This is a genomic window from candidate division Zixibacteria bacterium HGW-Zixibacteria-1 (assembly GCA_002838945.1).
Taxonomy (GTDB): Bacteria; Zixibacteria; MSB-5A5; order GN15; family PGXB01; genus PGXB01.
On record PGXB01000019.1, the window covers coordinates 24595 to 49553 of the forward strand.

Genomic DNA, 24959 nt, shown 5'->3' on the forward strand with positions numbered 1-24959 from the left:
CTTGAAAATCAGGCCCGCCAAAGAAAAGGCAATTTACTCAAAATTACGGGAAAATCAAGAAGAAATAAACCGTCAGCCGATAAACTGCTGGGCGGCATTGAAGAATCGCCGGACCGACATCTCGACCGAAATCACCGCTGAAATCGACACCGCCAGCAATAACATATAACCAACCACCAACTGGATCAGGACCGCATCGAGCGGCGAAGCCCCGGCCAGTATCATGCCGGTCATGGCGCCCGGAAGCGCCACCAGCCCGACCGTTTTAAGAAAATTCAGAATCGAAATCATACCGGCTTTAACCGAAGCCCGGTAGAAATCGCGCGAGGCCTCTTTCCAGGTTTTCCCCAGCGATAGCGCCGTCTCCACGGCCAGCTTATTGGTTTTCAAATCGGAGCCGATACGATTGAATGCGATTGCGGTGGCATTCATCGAATTCGAGATAATCATCCCCGACAAGGGAATAATATATCGCGCTTCGATAGTGATAATTCTCAGGATTAGCATCAGGCCCATAGTAACCAGCGAGCCGACCCCCATTGCCACCAGGGCGATCCAGAAACCGTTTTTGTAATGTTCGGCACGTTGCCCGGCGGTGTATGCGCCGACTACCAGCATAACCGCCACAGACAACAGTATCAGCCAGATTGACTCACTCTTAAAAATAAATTCAAGAGCATAACCGACTGCGATCAGCTGGACAAAGGCTCGCACCGAGCCAAAAGCAATTTCCTTTTCCACCGGAATCGTCTTAATTTTTGTCAGAATCAGGGCGACCAGAGCCAACCCGGCCGCTGCCAGAACCTGAAGATACCCGGTTTCTATCATTCCAGCTCCTTGCTCAAATACTTCTGACCCAATTCGGTTGAAGGCTCGGTTAGCATCTCGGCGCTGTCCCCGGTTTCGATCAGCCTCCCCTTAACAAGAAGGAGCGCTTTGCCGCCAAGTCTCAGGGCCTGCTCGGGACTGTGGGTCACTACTATTATGGTCAGGCATAGTTCTCTGGAAAGAGCGAGAATCAATTCTTCAATCCTGCGCGATGAGGTCGGATCAAGCGCCGAGGTCGGCTCATCGAGCAATAAAATATCCGGCCCCTGGAATAACGACCGCGCCAGGGCGACCCGTTGTTTCTCCCCGACCGATAAATCATCGGCATCCTTATCGGAATACTCCGGCTTCAATCCGACCCGTTTCAAATGAAAGTCAATGTCGGCAGTATCCGATTTTGAACAACAATAGTTGAGATTATCCCGAACCTTCCCCGGAAAAAGATAAGGCGTCTGAAAAAGCATGGAGATTTTCTTGCGCAGTTCGGTCGGCTCATAAGATTGAATCGGTTTGTCATAATATGTCACCTCGCCCCCGGTTGGTTCATCGAGCCGGTTGAGAAGTCTCAAAAACGATGATTTTCCCGCCCCGGAGGGCCCGACAATATTGTAAACCAGCCCTTTATTAAATTCAAAGGTGACCGAATCGACCGTCCTGATGACCGAGCCGTTTTTGGCTATCTCGCGGGTAAGATCCCGGGTTTTAAGTATAATTGATTGATTGCAGGACATGGCAGGTTACTTATCTTCACCAAAATATATATGCCGGCTGATAAGATTGACATATTCCGACCAGCCACTGCCGCCGGTCTTTTCGCGGATTCTATCGATCGCGCCCATCTTGGCATCCAGTTCATCAACATAGTAAAGCACAAATGCTTCCGGAATCTGCGGCACCACCGGCGAGGCAAATTCTATTTGCCCATGATGCGATAATATCAAATGTCTTAGTTTCATGAGCAGGTTGGGCGGAAATGTCTCAATCTGCCCGGCTTTTTCAGTAATAATGGAATCGGCTATGCTGATATGCCCGATCAGGCGCCCTTCATCCGAATAGTCGATAAACGAAGTAATCTTGTATTGATACATCTTGCCCATATCATGAAACAGCCCGCCAAAAATAAGCAAATCTCGATCCAGATATTGATATTTCCTGGCAATATCAAGGCAAAGTTCCGTGACGTTCAATGAATGTTCGGCCAGTCCGCCGATGAAGGCGTGGTGCCACAGTTTGCCGCCGGCAGCTTTCAGATATTCGTCGAAAAAGCCCTGATCGTTCCAGAATAAATCCAGCAACTTGCGAATATAGCTGCTTTCGACCCGCTCGGTCAACGAAAGTATTTTACCTTTCAACTCATCTTTTGTAAATTGGGAATGCGGGAGAAGGTCGGCCAGATTATATTCATCCTCTTTGGCCGGCCTTAATTTTACAACTTTTAACTGCGGCTTGCCGCGATATTGTGCCACCGTGCCCTTGATTTTGACAATATCGCCTTCTTCGAGTTCCTCGATGGCCGACTGGTCCGGTTCCCACCAAACCGCCTGAATACGGCCCGAGGCATCGCCGAACTCGAAGGAAATATAAGTGTTGCCGTTATATTCCTTGACGTCTTTCCTGCGAACCGCCAGAAAGGCGGTCACCGTATCGGATATGACAAAATCTTTGATCATAATTTATTGAATTTATCTCCCGGTTAAGATAAGCAGATTTGTATAACTGGTAAAGTAGTTTTTCTTTGTTTAAAGACCATGAAATTAATATATTGCTACCGGACATGAAGATATTAAACCGATATATTCTCCGGGAACATATCCCCCCCTTCTTGTTCTCGGTCTTTATTATCACCTTTCTGCTTATTTTGGAAACCATTCCAAAAATAGTTGATATGGTCATCGACAAGGACATCTCATTCATTGTCGTTCTGGAGCTGATTCTTCTCAACCTGGCCTGGATGGTTGCCCTGTCGGTTCCAATGGGCGTCCTTGTGGCGACTCTTCTGACTTTTGGGCGCATGACTTCAGATTTCGAAATAATTGCCATTAAAACCTCCGGAATAAACCTGTTGCGAATTCTTATTCCCCTGTTGATAGCCGCCGGGGTGCTTACCTGGGGCATGATTCAGTTCAGCGACAAGATTCTGCCGATTCTCAACCATGAGGCCAGAACCCTTAGCGGCGATATCAGGTCTATGCGGCCGACCTTGATTTTTAAGCCCGGGATTTTTATTACCGATATTGACGGCTATATCATGCTGATCGATCACATTGATCACACCACCTCGGAAGTCCAGGGCGTCCGCATAACCGAGATCAGAAATCCAACCCAGCCGCGAATTACCGTAGCCAAATCGGGTTTAATGAAATTTATCGATGGCGGCCAGACGGTTCAATTTACTCTTTATGACGGCGAAATTCACATGCTCGACACCAAAGAGCCGGGCAATTATCGAAAGCTGGATTTCAAGGAGCATGTTATCAATGTCGGAGGGATCGGCTCCGAATTCAAACGATCCGAATCGACTTTTAAGACCGACCGGGAGATGAATATCTCGGAAATGCAACGAGTTATTGATAATGCCCAAAATGCCATCGTCCCGTTTTATCAGAAAATAGACAAGACTGTGGAGACCAAGCTGGATTTTCTCTTTTCCGACAGCCTCGATTACCCGGCCGACACCGCCATGACCGATTCGAGTGCCCTGTCATTCATGCGGGGCGATATGAAGACAATATATCAGAAAATCAAGCGCGATGCCGACCAGATCAGGGACCAGAAAATATTAATGAATAAATATAAGATTGAAATTTACAAAAAATACTCTATCCCCGCGGCCTCATTTGCCTTCGTGCTGATCGGCGCTCCCCTGGCTATTTTAACCCGGCGAGGGGGAATGGGCATTGCCGTAACGGTCTCAATCGTTATATTCACGGTCTTTTGGGGATTTTTGATCGGCGGGGAAGATTTATCCGACCGCGGCATCATATCTCCATTTGTGGCCATGTGGGGAGCGGATATATTAACCGGTGTGGCAGGCTTGTACCTGCTTATAAAAGTCATAACCGAAAAACCGCTGCTGTCGTTTTTCAGGAAATAGGATGATAAAAGTTTTCGACAGATACCTCCTGCGCTATTTCTTATTATCGTTGATTACCGTGGCGCTCGGTATTGGTATTCTCATCGTTGTCATAAATATGATCGAGGAATTGCGGCATTTCATTGACCACAAGGTGCCGCTGGTCGATATATTCACATATTATCTTTATTTTGCCGGGTGGGTAATAAAGACATTCCTGCCGGTTTTTGTTCTGCTGGCAGCGCTGATTTCGGTCGGCATCCTCGCCCGGCGCAACGAAATTCTGGCCATGAAGGCCAGCGGTATTTCGCTCTATCGCATTGCCGCGCCCCTTCTGATATTTTGCTTCCTGTTAAGCGTCGGACATATATACTATAATGAAATTATTTTCCCTCAGGCCAACAAGCGGCGCGTCGAAATCAAGGAATACACTATCGACAGACAACCGGAGAAAAAACGACTGACGACAACCAACATATACCGACAGGTGAGCAAAGATCTTTTCTACACCATAAATGCCTACAATATTGCCAAAATGGAAGGCAGCGATGTAAAACTCTACCGCTCGAATGAAAACAAGCTCATCGAATTGATAACCGCCCAGAAAATACGCTATACCGACAAGAACTGGATGCTTTATAGCGGCGTCAAGCGGGTATTTTCCGGCGACAATGAACAATTTATCACATTTGACTCATTATCCGTGGCCTATATCAAAGAGCTCCCTTCGGATTTTGAGGTCCCCCTGGGAAAACCGGAAGACATGGGCTATTTCGAACTGGAACATTATATCAATACCATGAAAAGGACCGGCGGCCCGTACATACGCGAACTGGTCGATCTGAAACTGAAGCTGTCCTATCCCCTCACATCATTCATTGTAATTTTAATCTGTATGCCGATTGCCTCAAATCCGCGGCGCGGCGGTATTGCGGTATCTTTTGCCCAGGGAGCCGGGATTGCCCTTTTTTACTTTGTTGCCTTCAAAATTACCCAGTCTTTCGGCTACAACGAAAAGCTCTCGCCCGATCTCGCCGCCTGGCTCATCAATGGGATTTTCTTTCTGCTCGGACTTGTTATCATATTGAGAACCAAGAAATAGTTGATTATAATCCGGCAAGATTCTCTACGCATTTCTTCTATAATACACATATATCAATGGCTTTTTATTTTAGCATTTTATGTTGGCCCATTAATTCATTTGCCGGCTAATATTTTCATTGTTGATTTATGGGTCATATATTATATTATATAAAATCGACTGTTCAATCATATAAGCAGCTCTGAGCGACAACCGGAGGGATATTCCAATGAACGCTCACGCCAGAACTTTCATTTGTCTTTTGATTGCCATATTTCTTTTTGCCGCCGATTTTTCCGCCGAAACATACACCCCGCCTGATGAACTTCAGCTTCAATTCGTTCCCCGACATCCCGCACCCAATTATATTGCCAAACGACCCGGCCACTACTCCGGGGACGACTGGCAGGCCGTAATTGACTCAACCTGGGGCGACGGGCACTCCGTCGGTTTGGAGTCTTATCTCTTTCGCAAATTCTGGCAGGAAATCGATTCGGTGTTCCCCTGTTTTAATTATCTCGATACCAACGTCTGGGATTCGTTATACGATAAATATTATCCTGAGATCCTGGACTCGGTCAGTCGTGGGAGATTCAGTGCCATATTGACCCATGCCACCATGGCCCTGCGTGAAAGTCATACCAGGGCCTATGATTCCGTCGTCCTCATGACTGAACCGGCTCCGGGCGTCCCGCTGCTGTGCATTGGCGGCTGGGGAGAAAACAACCACTTCGGGGCTGGTCTGACACCTTTGCCGGACAGCTCTCTGCTGGTTTACACTGCCGTTGACAATCACCCCCTCGGTCTTGTCCCCGGTGATGTCGTCTTGGGCTATGACGGGATTCCATGGAAATTATTATATCCCGAATTACTGGACGCGGAATTGCCGGTTTGCCGGCCATTTTGGGGTAGTTCGGAAGAGACCTTCACTCATGCCATTCTAATGGCCGCCGGACTGAACTGGCATCTGTACGACACCATCGATATTGCCAAATATGGAACTGACGACACTATTCACCTTCCCACAAGTTTGATGGATGGCCAACTCTTACCGCTTTTTGCAACGGAGCAGTTACCTGTCCCGGGTGTTCCCTTTCCTATCTATACCGATGCCGGCGATACTCTTGTCACCCGGGGTTTGATCGAAGAAACTAATATAGGTTATATATATGTGCTGGGATGGTTCGGCAGCTCGGGGAGCGATTTTTACAACGCGGTATCGGAAATAATGTTCGACCATGAAACAATCGGATTGATCATTGATTTTCGAACTACTTATGGAGGCTGGGTCGTTTATCAGGACGGCCTGAAGCTTCTCTATGATACAACCATGGAAACCTCCAAATGGGTCAAACGCTGCGATCCCGATGATCATTATGCCATGTGCCCCAATCCCTCATTTGATTCGGCCATGCTTATTCGCGGAGATCCCAACTCATACTATAATAAACCGATTGCCGTCCTGACCGGGCCGGGGGCCGTCAGCGCCGGTGACCAGGGCGCGCTGGCGATGTCATATCATCCGATGGTAAAATTCTTCGGCAAACCGACACGCGGAGCCTTCAACTCCAAACGGTTTATGCTTCTTTACGATGACATCGGCGGCTTTGTGGCCATAAACGAGTCATATCAGGTCAAGGACTCGGGCCGCTATCTTACTCACCTTAATTTTCCGAGTGTTGAGGATTTCCCCGATGTCCCTTACGAGGATATCTGGCTTTCGAGGGACGGCGCCGCACAGGGGAAGGACGATGTTGTCGAAGCGGCTATGGCTTGGATCAATAGCTTTGATGCCGACGCTGACGGCGTCCAAAACGGCAGTGACAACTGCCCGCTCACATTCAACCCGCTGCAGGAAGAATATGACGGCGACGGTATTGGTGACAGTTGCGATAATTGCATTATAATTGCTAATCCTGATCAGGCCGACACGAATAGCAATAATATCGGCGATATATGCGAATTCACTTGCGGTGACGCCAATGGCGATGGTTTGGTCAATATCCTTGATATTACATTTTTAATAAATTATCTTTATAAGAACGGTAATGCACCAGTACCGCAGGAAGCTGCCGATCTGAATTCTTCAGGCAATATCAATATTCTGGATATTACTTATCTCATTAATTACCTGTACAAGAGCGGGCCGGAACCTTCCTGCCGGGGATTCTAAGTAATAAAAAACGGCGGACCGCCCGCCGTTTGTCGTCAATATTATTAAATGAAGACTATCAGATCATGTGCCGCCTTATGATTCCTCGTCCGTCTTATCACCAAGATCAAACTTTACCTTGTAAGCCACCCAGATAGCCACCGGTTTAACACCTTGTTTAGCCGGGGTAAATTTATTCTTATATGCCGCCCGGACTGCCGAACTATCAAGGGCCTCATTTCCGGATGTTTTCCCCACCAGCACTTTAACAACGGAGCCGTTCGTATCGACCAGCGCCTTGATCATCACATCACCCTCAATACGAGCCTGTTTTGCCGCCTCCGGATAAACGGGCGGTATATTTTCAATCATCTGCGGCATCGAATCCACCGCAATGAATTCGTCCGGTCCCGGCAGCTTATCCTGGGATTGAACCAAAGTGGCCAGAGCAAAAATCATTACAGCCAGCGCCAAACACTTCATTTTCATTATGCCTCCTGTCAAATTTCTGTCATTGTTTTTTAGAGATACTTTACAGAGTTAATATTTCATTCCGCGCAGAAATAATATTTTCTAATCCATGGCAAACTTGACGGTATAGGTCACCCACACCGCCACCGGCTTATTCCCCTGGGCCGCCGGTTTGTATTTATTCTTACTGGGTGATATCGCCGGCCGCATCTTTGTCGCCGAGCATTCTAAGCGCGAAATTATATACCCGATCCTTATGCCCGTAAAATATTTCGCCAAATCTCTTGTTCATGCCGTCAACGGACTCTGTCAAGGTGGCTTCCTTCCGGAATCTTTTTCTATCTTAAAGACACACCAATTCAATAAATGTCGCCTTTTTTTTGCCCAATCAATAAAAAAGTCAGGCCGGTGCGGCCTGACTTTCATAAATTACCCGAAATCCTGAAAATTCTGCGGCTCTACGTCCCCATATCCCATGAGGCAAGATATTTTTTCTGCTCCGGGGTCAGTCTGTCTATTTTTATGCCCATTGATCTTAACTTCAGCGCGGCAATATGATTGTCGATCTTTTCAGGAACAACATAAACCAGCTTCTTAAGCTTCGCGGCATTGTTAATCAGATACTCGGCCGCCAGCGCCTGATTGGCAAAGGACATATCCATGACCATCGCCGGATGCCCCTCCGCCGCCGCCAGGTTAATGAGTCGTCCTTCGCCGAGAATATTTACACGCCGGCCGCTCTTAAGCGTATATTCCTCGACAAAATCCCGCACCGCGCGCTTTTTCTTCTTTGCTTTTTCCAGCGAAGCCAGATCGATTTCGACATTGAAATGCCCGGAGTTACAAACAATGGCGCCATCTTTCATCTTATCGAAATGTTCCATCCGGATGACATTGATATCCCCGGTCAAAGTTACAAAAATATCTCCTATCTTCGCCGCCTCGCTCATGGTCATAACCCGGTAACCGTCCATAACCGCCTCGATGGCCTTGGTCGGATCAATCTCGGTCACAATCACGTGACCGCCCATGCCGCTCGCTCTCCTGGCAAAACCGCGGCCGCACCAGCCATAACCGGCCACAACAACGTTTGACCCGGCGATAAGAGCATTGGTGGCGCGAAGAATCCCGTCGATCGTCGATTGGCCGGTCCCGTAACGGTTATCGAAAAAATGCTTGGTTTTCGAATCATTGACGGCGACAATGGGATATTTCAGGGCGCCGTCGGCCGCCATCGCCTTGAGACGAATGACTCCCGTCGTGGTCTCCTCGGTTCCGCCGATAATCCCCTCGAGCAATTCTTTGCGTTCGGAGTGAAGCGTCGATACCAGATCGGCGCCGTCATCCATGGTGATATGCGGCTTAATGTCCAGTGTCTGATGGATATGGCGATAATAAGTTTTTTTATCTTCATCGAATTTGGCAAAAACCGGAATTCCATAATCCTTGACCAGCGAGGCCGCAACATCATCCTGGGTTGACAGCGGATTAGAGGCGCACAGGGCCGCATTGGCGCCGCCCGCCTTGAGCGTAATCATCAGATTGGCCGTTTCGGTCGTGACATGCAGACAGCAGGCCAGGTTGACACCCCGCAAAGGCTTCTCTTTTTCGAAACGCTCCTTTATCAGGCGCAGGACCGGCATATTCTGCTCGGCCCATTCGATGTGAAGTTTGCCTTTGGACGCCTGCTTAATATCGGTTATATCGAATTTACTTGTGGTCATGCTATCAGGCATCCTTTTGCAAATCTTTTACTTTATTAAGCGCTTCCCATGTGTACTGCGGCTCGTCCCAGCCGAAATGGCCGTACGCCGCGGTTCCTTTGTAAATCGGCCGAAGCAGATTCAGCGATTCGATTATGGCGCGCGGGGTCAGATCGAAGTGTTTCCTGATGAGCTCTTCGATCCTGTCTTCCGGTATTTTATTGGAATCATCGGTAAAGACCATTATCGAAACCGGCTCAGCAATACCGATGGCATAAGCCAGCTGCAGAGTGCATTTATCGGCCAGCCCGGCCCCGACGATGTTCTTGGCAATATATCTGGCCATATATGACGCCGACCTGTCAACCTTGGTCGGATCCTTCCCGGAAAAAGCGCCGCCGCCATGGGAAGCCATCCCGCCGTAAGTATCGACAATTATTTTACGTCCGGTCATGCCGGTGTCCGATCTCGGCCCGCCACATACGAATTTGCCCGTAGGATTGACATAGTACTTTGTCTTGCTGTCCAGCATTTCGGCCGGTATTATGGGGTTCACCACATTTTCAATTATTTCCTGACGCGCCTGCTCCGTAATACGCATTCCGGATGAATCCAGGATTTCCTCGGTATGCTGAGTGGAAACCACGACGGCTTCGATTCGCGTTGGAACTCTGTCGCGGTACTCGACTGTCACCTGGGTTTTTCCGTCAGGGCCCAGGTAAGGCAGAATGTTGCGCTTGCGTACTTCAGTCAGCCGTTTGGCCAGTTTATGCGCTGTCATTATCGGCATCGGCATCAATTCATCGGTCTCGCGGCAGGCATACCCGCTCATCAAACCCTGATCCCCCGCTCCCCCGGTATCGACTCCCTGGGCGATATCGGGTGACTGCGGCCCGATGGCATTAAGAATGGCGCAGGAATCATATGAAAATCCATAGGATGGAACCGTATAGCCGATATCCCTGATCACTCCCTGGACTATGTTATGTATGTCGACATAGGCCTTGGTGGTTATCTGGCCGCCGACTATTACCAAGCCGGTGGAGACAAAACTCTCACAGGCAACCCGGCCATTTTTGTCCTGCCTGATCACATCATCCAGAATGGCATCAGAAATCTGATCGCAGACCTTATCCGGATGTCCCTCCGTGACAGATTCCGATGTAAACAGAAAATTACCCGCCGACATCTATATCCTCCTTATTGCATTTTTCCGATTAGAATTACCCGACTTCCGATGAGCCGCCGACATTAAAACGATTGAACGTGCCCCTGACAATTGCTTTATCCCCGATCAGGGAAGATTCCAGAAGGCTGTTCTCCACAATAGCTTTATCACAAATAACGGAATCGCGGATAATCGAGCGAACAATCTGCGCCCCCTCCGAAATCGATACATATGGCCCAATTATCGAATCTTCCAGGGTCGCCGATGAGGCAATATAAACCGGCGGGATAATAATCGATCCCGGGTGGTTATTGACTTCACTCGATTCCAAAAGCAGCTTTCGATTCGTCGACAACAGAGTCTCCCTCTTGCCGCAATCAAACCAATCATCAACCAGAAACGGCTTTATTATATGCCCGTCTCTGGCCATAAATTCCATGGCGTCGGTCAGCTGAACCTCACCGCCGGTCTTTTGCCCGAGAGTGATTACCTTACTCAAATATTTCTTTAGATTGTCGGATTCTTCGAAATAATAAAGCCCGATCACCGCCAGATCCGACCGCGGCTTATTCGGTTTTTCCTCAAGCGCAATTATCCGTTCGTCCTCGACAACAGCCACTCCAAAACGGCGCGGGTCGTCGACTTTCTGCAAGCCGATCACATTATCACCATGTTTGATAAAAGATGTGAAATCGGTTTTGGCTATGGTATCACCCAAAACGACCAGAATTGGGCCGTTGGTCAGATCCTGAAGCGCCAGATGGATGGCAAAACCCAATCCAAGAAGCTCCGTTTGCTCGACAAATCTGGCCTTGAACTTATAAGTGGCCTTAATGTAATCGACAATATGATGGCCCAAGTGTCCGATTACAAATATGATTTCTTCCGGTTTCAACGCCAGAAGCGGCTGAATTATATGCGCCAGAATCGGCTTTCCTGCAATGCTTATCAGCGGCTTGGGAACGGTAAATGTATGCGGTTGAAGCCTGGTCCCGATGCCGGCGACCGGAATTATTATTTTTAGATTCTTTCTCATCTCAAATTTTCGGCTTAATATAGGGAGAAATAAACATAAAAGGCAAATCAATTCTGGCACTATCCTGGCTGAACATATAAACCATATACGAATCAGGCGGTTATGACGATAACAAAATGCTTGGAATATGAAAAATAAGACTAAAAGATCTGGCGGAGACTGCCGCCCCATTCATAAAACAGAAATTCCGCCCGCCCTATCAAAAGCGATATTCGTCCCATCACCGTATAGCCGAAATGCGCCCCAAAAGCGATCATTATAAACCAAATACCTACCCGGGCCGTTACGCCCAGAACCCCCTTATGTTCCTTTGAGAAATAGAAATATATCAGGGTCGAAATGACACCAACAATCACAATAACGGCCAGAAGACCACCCGAAAAACCTTTGGCTCCGGTCAATGAACCCATGGTTGAATAAAGCTGCGGAAATATGAGGCCGTGAAGCGCATTGACCAGATATATGCCGGCCGTGTTTCCAATGACAAAAGCCAGTGATACGCGGCTGACCCAGGTCCATTTGGGTATCAGACGCGCAAACATCAGAACCCCCAGAAGCCCCGGTATAATCAGAAGATATTCCCCTTCATCGAAAACAGGATTGAGCAGCTGTTGGATTATAACCGTCTGCCATATTAATCCAACATAATATCCCGCCGAAAGCCCCGCAAAAATATGCTCGGAAAATTTGTAAAACCTATTGTCCTTGTACAGAAATGAGAAAAGCGAAAGGATGAGATAGGCTCTCAGCCATATCTGGAAATGCTCCAAAAAGGTCAGACTCTCAACCATTACTAATGACCCTTCTCGCTCTTGCGTGTCGCAAAGTAGGCGATATTCCCGACAACGACAAAAAAGATTATCAGAAAATGAACCATCGACTGGGAGTCCATTCCCCTCGTGGCGGTTCCGGTGATATTGACCAGCTTTTCATATTCCGCCGCGCCCTTCATACCGCCCAGAAGCCCGGTCAACTGCCCGGTTTCGATAAAAGCATACATCTTGGGCGCGACAACCGCCGTCACCCCGCCCCCGACCGGAATGCCATACTGGGCGTTAACAATCGAAATCCAGTAATCTATGGTGGCATTGTCCGCAACCACAAAAATAAATCTGATATCGTTATAATTCTTGACCTTCTGCATCAAGGGCAAATCTTTTAGTGGTGTCCCGGTAAAATCAGCCTTGAAAATCGATTCGATCGAACTGGCCAGGCCATGCATCACCGCCGTATAATTGGCTCTATATCCCAGATTGACATAATCCGCTCCATACACTTTCCCGTACTCTTTTGCAATCGCCCTGGTTACATCTTCGGCAATGGTCGGCCCGCCCAGAGGAATATTGGAGAGCGTGACGACTTTCATATTTTTGGAAAACATATGCCTTAAAGCGGCAATCGACATCGGCCGCGTCTCGGCCATTGCGGACGGATAATAATCGAAGGTCAGCATCACAATACTGCTGTCGGGAAGGTTATTGATGGCGTCGAATAACTGTTCGGCCTCCGGTGTCAATTCAACCGGAAACTGCATGATGAAAATCATGGGGAAAAAGACGGCAATCGCCACCAGAAGATAAATCCAGCGCCGATCGATGTTCGATACTTTTTCCCAGAATGCCATATTATCCTTTCCCCATATATGTCCGCTCTATCCCCAGGAGGATCCGCAGCGACATCGAAGCCATACCCAGCGCCGCCCCGATAATAATGCCGCGCTGAACCGACATATTAAAACCCTTCATAACATACATATTTATATATTCCGGAAGATTGTCGCTGAACAACCGCAGGAAGGCCTCACCCATCGGCACCCGCCAGACCATAACGATACAAGCCGTAATCAGCAGTAACGTCGCTTCCGCCGACCGGGCTCGAAACGCCCGATATGCCGCCGACGCAATATAAAAAGCCAGCGTCGCAAACATCGTCTCCATCATCGGTGAATCGACATAATTAAACAGCCAGTCATAGATGGAGTTGGGCCCGGTTCCAAAAGCACCCGCCCAGCTTTCCGGAAAGATGCTGTAAAAAATCTTGCCGAAAGATGAACTGGACGAGGTCGGAAGCATCGACGGCAGGGCCATCGCGAATACCGAAACCACCGTCGCCAGCTTGTATATCCAGCCGTCACTGCGGCGTGAAACGGCCCGCGCATTTACCCTGACAATTGAGAAGACACCCAAAACCAGGGTGAAACCGCCCACGATAGTCACCCATTGAAGCAGATTCTCCTGAAACTGGCCCAGCACGGTCCGCTCCGGATTGAAAAAGAAACTTATGACCATCGCTATTCCAGCTAGAAAAGCAACTATGACAGGTAATGTCGATCGCATAAATCCTTAGGATACGTTAAAAATATCGCTGTACCATGAAGCATCGCCAAAAAGGGCCAGTATCACCCCGATCAGAATGGCGATGATTATCAAAATTTTTATAAAATCCTGTCCCTTTAGTCCGCCCAGGAGAAGCGGTTCGCGGCTGAGATAGCTCGACGCCGCGTATAGTTCCTCGCCCATCAGTGTGTAATCGCAGGCGGCGATAAAAAACGGTAACTGCTCCGGTCGGGCGGTTCCCGCGATCTGAATGGCTCCCGCCGCATTGCCGGTCTCGGCCAGAAGCAGCGATTCCGCAAAAAAGGCGCCCATATAAATATTGGCCGCCGGCTTCTCGCGCATCATCCAACCGTTCACCGTCGCCGTATAAGCAAACTGCTCGCCGGCCACATATCTGACCGTATCCTTATCGTAAGCGTCATGATGACCCGCCTCGAGATAAGCCTGCTCAACCACCTCCTGCCCCGCCGCCAGAACCATCGGATAGCGAACCGGAACCGAAAGAGGCGTTCCGTAGGTAGCGATTATTTTGGCCACACGGCCCAGAATCGACAGGCCGGCAATCGTCTCGATATCTTCGACATCAGCGATGCCCGGAATAAACAAAACCGGTTTGCCCATTTCGGTGGCGCGGCCGACCGCCTCTTCCACCGCGGCAATACCGGGAATTTTGCGGACATAAAGCTCTTTGCCCTTTTTTGCCCACCGGGTGTAAAGCAATACCGCCGCCGAAAAAACGATCATAAATATCAGTATTGCAAACCGGTCGATCCGGAATATCGGATCCTCCGCTGTCTGGGCTGAAGCAGATAGAGCGAAAATGCCTGTGAGGAGCAAGGCAATGGCTGTTAACCTGAAGCTGTTCGTTAGCAGTCTTTTAATCACGTGGCAATATTAGAAATTTTGTCCTGTTTGTCAACTCAATTACTTCTAAGACGGGCCAGGGCTCAATAATGTTTTATTTTTTTGCCGCGCAACGCCGTCCGGCAAAATTAGACAAGTTTCATATTATCGATCAACCGAACACCATAAAGCCGAACCGCCAGTGAACAAATACTGTTTTGATCGACTTTTTTGACCGGAAGCAGCGTTTCCTGATCCGTGAAAGCAATATAATCAACCTTCGCAACCGGACATATGTTCTTGATTACTTTGGTCATCTCGCGTCGCAAACGCGCCGGATTATCGATTTTATCGACCCGAACCAACCCGCGGGCCTTAATCAATGCCTCATACAGACAAACTGCTTCCTGGCGCTGTTCCGGCGTGAAATACTTGTTTCGCGAAGACATCGCCAGACCGTCCTTCTCCCTGACCGTCGGGGCAATTATAAGGTCGAAGGGATAATTCAGGTCGGCCGCCATTTTTTTCAGGACCACCGCCTGCTGAAAATCCTTCTGCCCGAAAACAGCAACATCCGGTCGCGTAATATTAAACAGCTTGGCAACAATAGTAGTAACGCCGCGGAAATGCCCCGGCCGCGAAGCGCCCTCAAGCAGATCGGTTATCCCCTCGACATCGACATATGTTCGGTAATTCGCGGGGTACATATCAGTCGCCTTGGGGATAAAGACGATATCCCCACCCGCTTCTTTAATCTTTTTGACATCCCCTTTTTCATCACGGGGATATTTATCGAGATCCTCCGACGGCGCAAACTGCTTCGGATTGACAAAAATCGTGGTGATAACCACATCAGACAGCTTTTTGGCTCGCTTTATCAGCGAAATATGCCCCTTATGCAAAAAACCCATCGTCGGCACCAGCCCGATTACTTTCCCCTCGGCGGCCAGCCTCCTCGAGAGCCTCTGCATCTGCTCTATCGATCTTATGATTCTCATAATAAATTATTTGCGGCTTTACAACCGCCCTTGCTTCCTAATTTCCCCTCTTGAGAGGGGTGCCCGAAGGGTTGAAAATCCAGAACATAGTGAAGGGCGGGGTGTGTCCATTACTGATTCCCGCCTGAGCCCGTCATATATATTCTAATGTAACCTTCCCGTTTTCCATTCTCCCATACGAAAAATGCTTGATAAAATCGCCTGTATTCAAATAAATCCCGCCGGTTAATTGCTTTAATATCGGCACATGAAGGTGCCCGATCACGACCGCATCATAACCCTCGGCCAGCTTTTTCCCGGCATATTCTTCATAATCCTTGATAAACTCGGTCGTGCGGCCGGAGGTGTAATTCCTCGACGATCCCGACACCAGTTTCGCCAGCGGTATTCCCCAATCGGCCGGGAGTTTCTGGTAGAGCCAGATATTGACCTTGCTGCGCAGAATCTTTTTCAACAGCCGGTATCCCTTATCGGAGGGTGAGATCCCGTCGCCGTGAATCATAAACAGCCGTTTCCCCTGCTCGACCGTTTCATAATAATCGCGATGAATGGTAATCCCTGCCTCGCGGCTCAGGAAATTACCCAGCCAGAAATCATGATTGCCGGATATATAATGAACCTCTTTGCCCTCATCGATCAGCGATGACAGCTTGAAGACCACTTTCAGGTGGTCCTTGGGGATGGCATGTTTATACTCGAACCAGAAATCGAACAAGTCGCCCAGAATGAACAGCTTCTCGCCGTCATTTTTGACCATCTCCAGAAAAGCAAAAATCTTCTCCAGTTTGGCCTTCTCGCGAACTTTGTCATTTTCGCCAAGATGCGCATCCGAGAAAAAATAAACAGCCATAAAGGGAGAGTATAATAAATCCCCCCCGAAAAGCAATTAAAAGAAAAAGTTCAATTCAGGTAGGCGCCTGATATTCACAGCCCCCCCTAATGAGTGAAGGAACTGCCCCTTTTGAACCTAAAACCTAAACTGACGACTTGGGCCGACTAATATCTAATGGCAATATCTGACTATGTGAATAAGCAGAAAAATTGAAAGTATTATCGCCATCTTTCCATTTCTTATTTGCGCCCATTATTTCCTTGCCATAAAATAAAATACTAATATCTTTATTTCGTGGGTTGCCTCATCTTTGATTGTCACCTGGACGGATAATTCGCTCGGAAATTTAAAGAGAGATATTGTAATAAAGTGTAAAATCGGAATTTAGGTCTATTAAAAGCCTACATAAAAATCTATTGGAGGTCATAATATGAGTATCGATAAAAATCACCCTGATTATATTAATCTTCGAAAACGAATCAGGGAAAATTCAAAAGATTTTATTGCTATAATTGGTGCGGGATTATCAAGGCCAGCTGGGCTGCCATCTTGGGATGAATTAAGAAATTTATTGATTAATGATGCTTTTGCCAGATTAAGCGAATATCCAGAGGACGAGCAAGACGGATACAAAAAAAAACTCGCATCGCTGCGCAGCTATAACGATTTATGGAAATGTTTTCAGGAACTTAAAAAATTACTACCCGGTCAGGCCTACATATCAGCAATCAAGAGTAAGCTAGAGATATTAGATAAGTCGAGAATTCCTGAAACATATGATATGTTATGGCGGCTTAAAATCAAAGGCATTGTTACTTTTAATATCGATACCTGCGCTATTGACTCTTTTGCAAGGGAAAATAAATGCCATGTTGACATGGCAACCTCATTAGAAACTCATAAATATTCACAATTTCTTTCTGGAACTCATAATTTCGTGTTTCATCCTCACGGCATCTTAATGGACCCCACATCATGGGTATTTACAGAGGGAGAGAAGACCCAACTGCTATGTAAAAGGGAATATATTTCATTCATGAGTAATCTGTGTCAGACCAAAAATCTCCTTATTCTTGGATACAATTTGGAGGATTTTGCATTTAAATATATTATTCAGCATGCATTGATAACCTCTCATTCAACCGAAGCCAAGCACTTTATCTTATTGCCTAATCCAAATCGTTTCGATATTGAAGATCTAGGGAATAAATCCATCGCCGTAATACCATATAAGCCTGATGACCCGGAAAAACATACTGAAATAGGGCAATTCTTAAATGACTGTCTGTCTTATATTCCAAAGGACACTATACCTTCGTCGGTCTTTACTGGTGAGGAGAGATCTTTAGGAGATCTACCCAATGATGACGAACTTATCAACATGTCAATAAATGACGCCAGATGGCTATTGAATTCCGCGATAAGAAATATCATTCCGCCGGATCGGCAGGCTACTTTGGAAGATATTGATAAGTTGGAATATTTTTATAATGATCACCTCAAGGCCATACATATGGCTTGGCTTGTATCAAAGAACTCCAATTATGATACTCTTTATGGATATAAAATTATTGATGAGATAGGAAGTGGGGCGTTTGGTCAGGTCTATGAAGTTGAGAATATTAACACTAAAGAAAGAGCCGCTATAAAGATATTACATCTAAATGTTCGTGACAAAAAGGATTACCTTAATAGTTTCCGTAGAGGCGTTTATTCTATGAGGATTCTAACTGAAAAGAAGGTTCTTCGAATGGTGAAAATTATAGAGGCCTATGAAGTTCCGGCCTGTATACTGATGGAATATATTGACGGATTGACTCTTTCAAAGGCTAAGGAATATAAGTTTCTAGAAAGTTTAGAAACCTGTCTGGAGGTCCTATTACAAATTGGTGATGTTGTATATAGAGCTCATAGCCTGGACGAAATAGTTTTGCATAGGGATTTAAAACCGGATAACGTTATATTGAAGGACTTTTATAATATTAATAATGATATAGACGTTATAGTACTAGATTTCGACTTATCATGGCATAAGGGTGCATCTGATCTTTCCGTGGTCCATGGTGCTCGCGCCCAGGGATATGCTGCACCCGAGCAGACAGCATCAGGTAGACAAATGGGAATAAGTACTAGAAATACTGCCGTCGATGTGTTTGGATATGGCATGTTAGCATATTTTGTCTTTGTTGGGGATGACCCCAGACCAAATGCGCAAAAATTCTCCGATTTTTCAGATAATGTTAGAAAAACAATAATAAAAAAATATGCATATAAATGGCATTGTCTTCCTGATTACCTTACAGGAATAATTATTGGATGCACAAAAGATAATCAAAATGAGCGTATCTCATTTTCTGAGGCCAAAGACGCATTTCAGGCTGCTTATGATATGGCTTCTTCCGATAAGATAAGACATAGTGATCCACTTCTGCTCAGAGAAGTAGCATGCAGAATCGATCCCGATGGTCAATTCAGTATTAGCGACTTTGACCGCGAACTTAGCATTCGCTCAGGTGATGGATCTAAGACTATTATTCTTAAATTAATAAGTATTGAAAATAAGCCATATGTTTATACAAAACTGACGAAGATAAAATCCGCTGGTGATCATAGATATGCTGGGAAATATATTAATCGCACAAGGGACAAAGCCGTTTCTATGCTTAATGTCCATCCATTTGTAAATCCTAATGGTATAATAGGGCAAAGCCTACTAGAAATTGAAGCCTACTGGCCGTTAGATGATTTTATAAGTCTGGAATTGATTGATAAGGTGACTGAGCGAATAATCGCCGCTCGGGCTGAAATGCAATTTGAATAGCCAGAGTGCCCCATCCGCCTCGGTGGACTGTGGGTTCGTCTCTTTTCAGGAAGTCTGTCTACGCTTTCGCCAGTAATTTCGGCAGGCTGTCGTAATAAGCGTCTTCGAGCTTCTTCAATGAAACATTCACCAGATCGTTGATGCTCAGATGCCCGCCGCCGACAATCCCGATCGCCTGTATCGAGACATTATTCATGATGCACAAATCAACCAGCTTCGCGGCAGAACCATTTTGCACCGAGACCACCACCCGCGACTGCGATTCGCCGAACAGGATGCAGTCATGCCGCATATCATCCTCGACCCGCACCGAGGCGCCGATCATGTTCTCGCGGTAGCCGATACAGCACTCGGCCAGCGTCACCGCCAGCCCGCCGTCGGAGCAGTCATGCGCCGATTTGATATATCCCCGGCGGATCGCTTCCAGAAGCGTCTCCTGAAGACGTTTCTCTTCGTACAGGTCAAGCTCGGGAACCGGCCCGGTATTCTTGCCGTAAATCGTATGCAGGTATTCCGAGGCCCCCAGTTCTTCTTCATTTTCGCCGAGCAGGAAGATCAGATCACCGGCATCCTTGAAATTCTGCGTCGTGATATGCGCCACATCATCGACAATACCGAGCATCCCGATCGTCGGCGTGGGGAACACCGCCCGCTCCGGATCCTCGTTATAGAAACTGACATTGCCGCCGGTCACCGGCGTCCCGAACGCCCGGCAGGCTTCGCCCATCCCGGCCACCGCCTCGGCAAAACCATAATAAATTTCCGGCTTGTAGGGGTTGCCGAAATTCAGGCAGTTGGTGATCGCCACCGGTTTTCCGCCCGAGCATACAATATTGCGCGCCGACTCGGCCACCGCCTGTATGGCGCCCTTGCGCGGATTGAGATAACAGTACCGGCCGTTGCAGTCGGTCGTTACGGCCAGTGCCTTATTGGTCTTGCGCACTCTCAGCACCGCCGCATCCGAACCCGGCCCGACCGCCGTATTCGTCCGCACCATCGAATCATACTGGTCGAACACCCAGCCTTTATAGCAAATATTCGGCGCCGCCAGCAGTGTCAGAAGGTCCTGCGTCCAGTTGCGATCTTCAGGATATTCATCAAAATTTATCTTCGAAAGCTGGTCGATATAAGCCGGTTTCTTGGTTTCGCGATGATACACCGGTGTGTCGCCTCCAAGCGCCAGCGACTTTGCCGGAATTTCCACCACCGTCTCGCCGCTCTTGAGAACCTTGAATATGCCGCTGTTGTTGGCATAGCCGATTATGGTCGAATCCAGTTCCCATTTATCGAATACTTTTTTGACCTCGTTCTCCAACCCTTTTTTGACACAAACCAACATCCGCTCCTGCGACTCCGACAGAAGAATCTCATACGGGGTCATGTGATCCTCGCGCACCGGGATATCATCTATTTCGATGGTCACTCCGGCGCCGCCGCGGAACGACATTTCCGAACAGGAACAGGTGATTCCGGCCGCGCCCATATCCTGCACGCCGACAATCAAGTCTTTGTCGATAATCTCGAGCGTCGCTTCGAGCAGCAGTTTCTCGGTAAAAGGATCCCCGATTTGCACCGACGGCCGTTTCTCCTGTGATTTTGCGGTTAGTTCTTCCGAAGCGAAGGTCGCCCCATGAATCCCGTCGCGTCCTGTCTTGGACCCGACAATCATAACCGGATTACCCTCGCCGGAAATAGTGGCCGAGACCAGCCCGTCGCTTTTGACAATGCCGACCGCCATGGCATTGATCAATGGATTGCCGGTATAGGCATCATCGAAATATGTCTCCCCGGCCACGGTCGGAACGCCGAATGAATTGCCGTAATCGCCGATCCCGCGCACGACGCCGTCCACCAGATACCGCACCCGCGGATTATCGGGTGAACCGAATCGAAGCGAATCGAGCGAGGCAATCGGCCGCGCCCCCATGGTGAAAATATCACGCAAAATACCGCCGACACCGGTCGCCGCGCCCTGGTATGGTTCGACCGCCGAGGGGTGGTTATGTGACTCAATCTTGAAAACAACCGCAAGGCCGCCACCGATATCGACGGCGCCGGCATTTTCTTCGCCTGCTTTTGTCAGAAGCGCCTCGCCGTCACGCGGCAGGGTTTTCAGCAAAGCGATTGAATTCTTATATGAGCAGTGCTCCGACCACATGACCGAAAATACACCCAGTTCGGTAAAATTCGGCTCACGTCCCAATATTTCCTGTATCTTTTTATATTCTTCCTCATTCAAGCCATGATCTTTGACCATCTGAGGGGTAACTTTAGGCTGTTTCATCGATTCCTCCAAATAATTAAGATACGAATATAGGCGGATGGATATGGAGAGTCAAACTAATATTTGATGAGATTATAAGTTGTTTCCCGGCCGACGCTTAGTCCTGCCGGACAAATATCCCCGAGAGCTTGAATCCCAGCCCTCCCGGAACCGACCAGAGAATGCTGTTGCTGCTAACGCAAGTCATGCCCGATTCTTCGTCATAATGAGACTGAGTCTGAAACGCCAGCGAATCGGCATTCACAATATCGAACATAAGAGTATCAAAATATTTTGCATATGGATCATATTCAATCTGCCAGGCATCATAAAAAGCGGCCCAGGTATAATCAACCGAAAAAATCATCCGCTTACCGCGTTTTCTGTACTCCCCTTTTAATTCTTTTTGCAGGATATTTCGGTCATCAAAAATTTTTAGTTCAAACCTTGAGTTGCGCAGAGCCAAAACCGATTTAAGAGGAAGATCAATCATATATCTGCCATAAACCGGATGATAAATTTCTATCGGATCGGGCACTTCCCCCGGCTGAGGTTCGGATTCCGGTACGATGATATCGTCAAAACCGGTTTTATATGTCTCCGACCATGTTCCCACAAGCGAATTTTGATAGCTCCCGGTCGGCAGTTCATCGCTGCATCCGGCAATGATTACCGTCATTATGGCCGCAAGTCCGATTAAGAATAAATTCCTATTTGAAAACATGATATCTCTCCCTTATAAAAACGCCCCGGCCTTGTAGAGATAAATTATAAGGCCCGGCATCCCACAAAATTAAATTCTCTCCTACTATAAAACAAACCGGGCCGGTTGTGTCGGCATATCTGAAATCGAAAATATACAAGGAATCCGCATTGCGGAATTCATAACCGAATATTCTGTCTATGCCGTTTTCTTCATAAATATAAAAAGTGTCGCGGCTGACCCGAAACCGTCCGGCATGATGCGTCACCAAAGTTTCATCATCTTTAAAAACCTTGACATCAAAAAGGCTGTCTTCAAAAACAACCACCGATTTCATAGGTGTGATAGAGGTGGTGCAAGTTTTGGGTGGAACATAAATCCAGCCGGAATCCACAAATACAACACTGTCAATAATAAATGGTATTGTTATCGCATTGAAATTATCTATCCAAAACCCGTCAAACGATGGTGTTTCCGGTACTGTAATTAAGACTCGATCCTTATCACAACCCATTGGCATAATTAACATGGAAATGCCTGTAATAATAAGAACGAAGCCAGCTATTTTATTGAATTGTTTCATTATCCATTGATGATAAGTCCGACCATATTACTTTATTACAATATAAAAATAATCACGGACTCGTCAACCATTTATATACAATAACTGCTTTAATCTTCCCAAAAAATTATTATATTCAAACTATGGCAGATATTGTTAAGAAGGTCGAAAAAAATATTCTGGAATTGAGCCTGATTGAGAGCGGCGATAAAATCCTTGTCTCTTTTTCAGGCGGCCCCGATTCCACGGCCCTGCTCTATTCCCTGGCTCGACTGGCCCGGAAATTCAACTTCACTCTCGCGGCCTGTTATATAAATCACAAAATCCGACCTCGGGCGGTAAAAAAGGAAATCGAATTCTGTCGTGGTATTTGTGCGAAACTTAAAGTTCCCTTTGGCGTTATCGAGGCCGATGTCCCGGCGGCCGCCGCCGAACACAAGATTTCGGTGGAAGATGCCGGTCATCGCTTCCGGAAGGAAGCCCTGGCCTGGATGGCTAACGAATTCGACTGCAATAAAATAGCCCTGGGGCATCACCTTGACGATTTGGTCGAAACCGTCCTGTTTCGTCTTATCAGGGGAACCGGCCCGCAGGGGCTGAATCCGATAAAACCGATTGAAAACGGACGAGTTCGGCCGCTATTCAATATTCCGCGCCGTGAGATCGAGGAATATTTGAAAAAGAACAAGATTCCCTTTATGACTGACCTTTCGAATTTGAAATCAAAATACAGCCGGAATTATATCAGGAACATGATCCTTCCCCTCGTCGAGAAGCAATTCGGCGAAAAATACCGTTCCTCCATTTATAATTTCACCCGGATTTTGGCGGATGAAAATCGTTTTCTCGACGACTTTGCCGGTGAGTTGGCTAAAAAAATATGTTCGATCACTCCGGGAGGGAAAATTATTGTTGATTTGGCTGGCATTTCGGCTTATGATGTTTGGCTGAAAAGGCGCCTGATTAAGCAACTGCTCGAATGGGCAAGCGGGCGCCCGGGAATGGGAAGCTTTGAAGACGTTAATCGCATTTTAGAATTAATTGAGGGTCGAATCAAAGCGCTGAGTTTAACTGACGGCATCACTGCGGTTAATGAGAGAAATCGGCTGATTCTGTTCAGCCGAAAAACAAGTATTGAAAAGTCGCCGCTTGTATTAAATGGTATTGCTGAACTCAAAGGGATTAATAAAAAAATTAAATGCTCGACTGTCTCGCCGGCCAGAGCCTTGCTTAAGCGACAAAAGGGCGGACGAAAAATCGTCGTTGATTTCGACGCTCTTTCGCTCCCGCTTTACGTAAGAGGTATGAAACCGGGAGACAGCTTCATCCCGCTGGGCATGAAGCAGACCAAAAAACTGGGAGATTTTTTAACCGACAGGAAGATACTGAGATATATCAGGGATGAGATACCGGTGGTATGTGATCAGCTGGGGGTTGTCTGGCTGGCCGGATACCAAATCGCGGATCGCGTCAAAATAAATACATCAACAAAAAAGGTACTTGCAATTGAAAGTCTCGACAATGAAATCACCCGAATTACAAAAATTTGAACTTCTGCTGCCCCAGGATAAAATCGCCCAGGCAATTAAGCGTCTGGGGAAACAGATATCCCGGGACTATAAGAATCGGGAACCGATTATGATCGGCATTTTGAAAGGATGCATTGTCTTCATGGCCGATTTGATCAGGAATATATCCATCCCGATAGAAGTCGAATTTATATCGGCAACAAGTTACTCCAACGGCCAGACACGCGATGAAAAGGTTGATATGTACGGCGGGCCGGATACGCCGTTGGCTGGAAGACATCTTTTGATCGTTGAAGGCGTCGTCGATTCGGGGCGGACCGCTCAGACAATTATAAAACAGCTTAAAAAGCAGGAACCTGCCTCGATAGAAATTGTTACACTTTTGGATAAAAGCAAGTGCCGGCAGGTAGATATCGATATAAAATATCGCGGTTTCGATGTCGGCGATGACTTTGTTATCGGATTTGGTCTTGATGAGTCGCAAAAATATCGAAACTTGCCGTTCATAGGCAAAGTAATAAATGAGTAAAGAAATACTGAATTTTTTGCTGATTATGTTG

Annotated in this window: 22 protein-coding genes; 6 read left to right on the forward strand and 16 right to left on the reverse strand. The window is 47.3% G+C overall.

Going from position 1 to position 24959, the window contains the following annotated elements; genetic code table 11:
- Window positions 1-72: 72 nt before the first annotated feature.
- Genes CVT49_08725 through CVT49_08735 form a run of 3 tightly spaced genes read right to left on the reverse strand, consistent with a single transcriptional unit; the run spans window position 73 to window position 2498 of the window.
- The gene (locus tag CVT49_08725) at window positions 73-828 is read right to left on the reverse strand and encodes an iron export ABC transporter permease subunit FetB (protein ID PKK83384.1); all 756 of its coding nucleotides are present in this window, start codon (window positions 826-828) and stop codon (window positions 73-75) included.
- Window positions 825-1559, reverse strand: coding sequence for a phosphate ABC transporter ATP-binding protein (locus CVT49_08730; GenBank protein ID PKK83385.1), 735 nt, complete (start codon window positions 1557-1559; stop codon window positions 825-827). The genes CVT49_08725 and CVT49_08730 overlap by 4 nt, the downstream gene beginning before the upstream one ends.
- 6 nt (window positions 1560-1565) lie before the next feature.
- Window positions 1566-2498, reverse strand: a complete 933-nt coding sequence (locus CVT49_08735; protein ID PKK83386.1) for a hypothetical protein — start codon at window positions 2496-2498, stop codon at window positions 1566-1568.
- Between the two features lie 104 nt (window positions 2499-2602).
- On the opposite strand from CVT49_08735, the gene CVT49_08740 reads away from it, so the two are divergent.
- The 3 genes from CVT49_08740 (at window position 2603) to CVT49_08750 (ending at window position 7155) form a co-directional block, all read left to right on the forward strand.
- Window positions 2603-3922 (forward strand): hypothetical protein, encoded by a 1320-nt coding sequence (locus CVT49_08740; GenBank protein ID PKK83387.1) that lies wholly within the window; start codon window positions 2603-2605, stop codon window positions 3920-3922.
- Window position 3923: 1 nt separating this feature from the next.
- Window positions 3924-5003, forward strand: a complete 1080-nt coding sequence (locus CVT49_08745) for a hypothetical protein (GenBank protein PKK83388.1) — start codon at window positions 3924-3926, stop codon at window positions 5001-5003.
- Window positions 5004-5211: 208 nt separating this feature from the next.
- Window positions 5212-7155 carry a hypothetical protein gene (locus CVT49_08750; protein ID PKK83389.1) on the forward strand — a complete coding sequence of 648 codons (1944 nt, stop codon included), beginning with the start codon at window positions 5212-5214 and terminating at the stop codon, window positions 7153-7155.
- Between the two features lie 75 nt (window positions 7156-7230).
- Here CVT49_08750 and CVT49_08755 read toward each other — a convergent pair whose 3' ends face one another.
- The 10 genes from CVT49_08755 to CVT49_08800 form a co-directional block, all read right to left on the reverse strand.
- Window positions 7231-7623 (reverse strand): hypothetical protein, encoded by a 393-nt coding sequence (locus CVT49_08755; protein PKK83390.1) that lies wholly within the window; start codon window positions 7621-7623, stop codon window positions 7231-7233.
- 440 nt (window positions 7624-8063) lie between these two features.
- Window positions 8064-9329 carry an adenosylhomocysteinase gene (locus CVT49_08760; GenBank protein PKK83391.1) on the reverse strand — a complete coding sequence of 422 codons (1266 nt, stop codon included), beginning with the start codon at window positions 9327-9329 and terminating at the stop codon, window positions 8064-8066.
- 4 nt (window positions 9330-9333) lie between these two features.
- Window positions 9334-10497: a methionine adenosyltransferase gene (locus tag CVT49_08765; GenBank protein ID PKK83392.1), complete on the reverse strand. Its 1164-nt coding sequence runs from the start codon at window positions 10495-10497 to the stop codon at window positions 9334-9336.
- Between the two features lie 34 nt (window positions 10498-10531).
- On the reverse strand, window positions 10532-11683 hold the full coding sequence (locus CVT49_08770; GenBank protein PKK83393.1) for a nucleotidyl transferase: 1152 nt from the start codon (window positions 11681-11683) through the stop codon (window positions 10532-10534).
- A complete protein-coding gene (locus CVT49_08775) occupies window positions 11653-12303 on the reverse strand; it encodes a hypothetical protein (protein ID PKK83394.1) in 651 nt (216 codons plus the stop codon). The genes CVT49_08770 and CVT49_08775 overlap by 31 nt, the downstream gene beginning before the upstream one ends.
- Window positions 12304-12305: 2 nt before the next feature.
- Window positions 12306-13136: a hypothetical protein gene (locus CVT49_08780; GenBank protein ID PKK83395.1), complete on the reverse strand. Its 831-nt coding sequence runs from the start codon at window positions 13134-13136 to the stop codon at window positions 12306-12308.
- Between the two features lies 1 nt (window position 13137).
- Window positions 13138-13800, reverse strand: a complete 663-nt coding sequence (locus CVT49_08785) for a hypothetical protein (protein ID PKK83396.1) — start codon at window positions 13798-13800, stop codon at window positions 13138-13140.
- A 54-nt stretch (window positions 13801-13854) separates the two neighbouring features.
- Entirely contained in the window at window positions 13855-14592 is a 738-nt protein-coding gene (locus CVT49_08790) for a hypothetical protein (protein PKK83397.1), read from the reverse strand.
- Between the two features lie 248 nt (window positions 14593-14840).
- A complete protein-coding gene (locus tag CVT49_08795; protein ID PKK83398.1) occupies window positions 14841-15689 on the reverse strand; it encodes a pantoate--beta-alanine ligase in 849 nt (282 codons plus the stop codon).
- Between the two features lie 133 nt (window positions 15690-15822).
- On the reverse strand, window positions 15823-16539 hold the full coding sequence (locus CVT49_08800) for a hypothetical protein (GenBank protein ID PKK83399.1): 717 nt from the start codon (window positions 16537-16539) through the stop codon (window positions 15823-15825).
- A 412-nt stretch (window positions 16540-16951) separates the two neighbouring features.
- Here CVT49_08800 and CVT49_08805 point away from each other — a divergent pair, with 412 nt between their 5' ends.
- Window positions 16952-19342: a hypothetical protein gene (locus CVT49_08805; GenBank protein PKK83400.1), complete on the forward strand. Its 2391-nt coding sequence runs from the start codon at window positions 16952-16954 to the stop codon at window positions 19340-19342.
- A gap of 58 nt (window positions 19343-19400) precedes the next feature.
- Here the strand turns inward: CVT49_08805 and CVT49_08810 are convergent, their stop codons facing one another.
- The 3 genes from CVT49_08810 to CVT49_08820 all read right to left on the reverse strand — a co-directional run bounded on the left by CVT49_08810 (window position 19401) and on the right by CVT49_08820 (window position 22837).
- Window positions 19401-21626, reverse strand: coding sequence for a phosphoribosylformylglycinamidine synthase subunit PurL (locus tag CVT49_08810; protein PKK83401.1), 2226 nt, complete (start codon window positions 21624-21626; stop codon window positions 19401-19403).
- Window positions 21627-21723: 97 nt separating this feature from the next.
- Window positions 21724-22329 carry a hypothetical protein gene (locus CVT49_08815; protein ID PKK83402.1) on the reverse strand — a complete coding sequence of 202 codons (606 nt, stop codon included), beginning with the start codon at window positions 22327-22329 and terminating at the stop codon, window positions 21724-21726.
- Window positions 22316-22837, reverse strand: coding sequence for a hypothetical protein (locus CVT49_08820; GenBank protein ID PKK83403.1), 522 nt, complete (start codon window positions 22835-22837; stop codon window positions 22316-22318). Before CVT49_08820 ends, CVT49_08815 begins: the two co-directional genes overlap by 14 nt.
- Before the next feature lie 176 nt (window positions 22838-23013).
- On the opposite strand from CVT49_08820, the gene tilS reads away from it, so the two are divergent.
- Both tilS and hpt read left to right on the forward strand, forming a co-directional pair.
- A complete protein-coding gene (gene tilS / locus CVT49_08825; GenBank protein PKK83404.1) occupies window positions 23014-24420 on the forward strand; it encodes a tRNA lysidine(34) synthetase TilS in 1407 nt (468 codons plus the stop codon).
- A complete protein-coding gene (gene hpt, locus CVT49_08830; GenBank protein PKK83405.1) occupies window positions 24392-24928 on the forward strand; it encodes a hypoxanthine phosphoribosyltransferase in 537 nt (178 codons plus the stop codon). The genes tilS and hpt overlap by 29 nt, the downstream gene beginning before the upstream one ends.
- The last annotated feature ends 31 nt before the right edge of the window (window positions 24929-24959 follow it).

What these genes read in the sequence shown, in the direction of transcription:
- CVT49_08725 (PKK83384.1), bottom strand. Translation starts at nt 828, where the DNA reads ATGATAGAAACCGGGTATCTTCAGGTTCTGGCAGCGGCCGGGTTGGCT.
- CVT49_08800 (PKK83399.1), bottom strand. Translation starts at nt 16,539, where the DNA reads ATGGCTGTTTATTTTTTCTCGGATGCGCATCTTGGCGAAAATGACAAA.
- CVT49_08805 (PKK83400.1), top strand. Translation starts at nt 16,952, where the DNA reads ATGAGTATCGATAAAAATCACCCTGATTATATTAATCTTCGAAAACGA.
- CVT49_08810 (PKK83401.1), bottom strand. Translation starts at nt 21,626, where the DNA reads ATGAAACAGCCTAAAGTTACCCCTCAGATGGTCAAAGATCATGGCTTG.
- hpt (PKK83405.1), top strand. Translation starts at nt 24,392, where the DNA reads ATGAAATCACCCGAATTACAAAAATTTGAACTTCTGCTGCCCCAGGAT.
- CVT49_08770 (PKK83393.1), bottom strand. Translation starts at nt 11,683, where the DNA reads ATGGGGCGGCAGTCTCCGCCAGATCTTTTAGTCTTATTTTTCATATTC.
- CVT49_08730 (PKK83385.1), bottom strand. Translation starts at nt 1,559, where the DNA reads ATGTCCTGCAATCAATCAATTATACTTAAAACCCGGGATCTTACCCGC.
- CVT49_08780 (PKK83395.1), bottom strand. Translation starts at nt 13,136, where the DNA reads ATGGCATTCTGGGAAAAAGTATCGAACATCGATCGGCGCTGGATTTAT.
- tilS (PKK83404.1), top strand. Translation starts at nt 23,014, where the DNA reads ATGGCAGATATTGTTAAGAAGGTCGAAAAAAATATTCTGGAATTGAGC.
- CVT49_08795 (PKK83398.1), bottom strand. Translation starts at nt 15,689, where the DNA reads ATGAGAATCATAAGATCGATAGAGCAGATGCAGAGGCTCTCGAGGAGG.
- CVT49_08745 (PKK83388.1), top strand. Translation starts at nt 3,924, where the DNA reads ATGATAAAAGTTTTCGACAGATACCTCCTGCGCTATTTCTTATTATCG.
- CVT49_08820 (PKK83403.1), bottom strand. Translation starts at nt 22,837, where the DNA reads ATGTTAATTATGCCAATGGGTTGTGATAAGGATCGAGTCTTAATTACA.
- CVT49_08755 (PKK83390.1), bottom strand. Translation starts at nt 7,623, where the DNA reads ATGAAAATGAAGTGTTTGGCGCTGGCTGTAATGATTTTTGCTCTGGCC.
- CVT49_08775 (PKK83394.1), bottom strand. Translation starts at nt 12,303, where the DNA reads ATGGTTGAGAGTCTGACCTTTTTGGAGCATTTCCAGATATGGCTGAGA.
- CVT49_08790 (PKK83397.1), bottom strand. Translation starts at nt 14,592, where the DNA reads ATGATCGTTTTTTCGGCGGCGGTATTGCTTTACACCCGGTGGGCAAAA.
- CVT49_08765 (PKK83392.1), bottom strand. Translation starts at nt 10,497, where the DNA reads ATGTCGGCGGGTAATTTTCTGTTTACATCGGAATCTGTCACGGAGGGA.
- CVT49_08760 (PKK83391.1), bottom strand. Translation starts at nt 9,329, where the DNA reads ATGACCACAAGTAAATTCGATATAACCGATATTAAGCAGGCGTCCAAA.
- CVT49_08785 (PKK83396.1), bottom strand. Translation starts at nt 13,800, where the DNA reads ATGGTCATAAGTTTCTTTTTCAATCCGGAGCGGACCGTGCTGGGCCAG.
- CVT49_08735 (PKK83386.1), bottom strand. Translation starts at nt 2,498, where the DNA reads ATGATCAAAGATTTTGTCATATCCGATACGGTGACCGCCTTTCTGGCG.
- CVT49_08740 (PKK83387.1), top strand. Translation starts at nt 2,603, where the DNA reads ATGAAGATATTAAACCGATATATTCTCCGGGAACATATCCCCCCCTTC.
- CVT49_08815 (PKK83402.1), bottom strand. Translation starts at nt 22,329, where the DNA reads ATGTTTTCAAATAGGAATTTATTCTTAATCGGACTTGCGGCCATAATG.
- CVT49_08750 (PKK83389.1), top strand. Translation starts at nt 5,212, where the DNA reads ATGAACGCTCACGCCAGAACTTTCATTTGTCTTTTGATTGCCATATTT.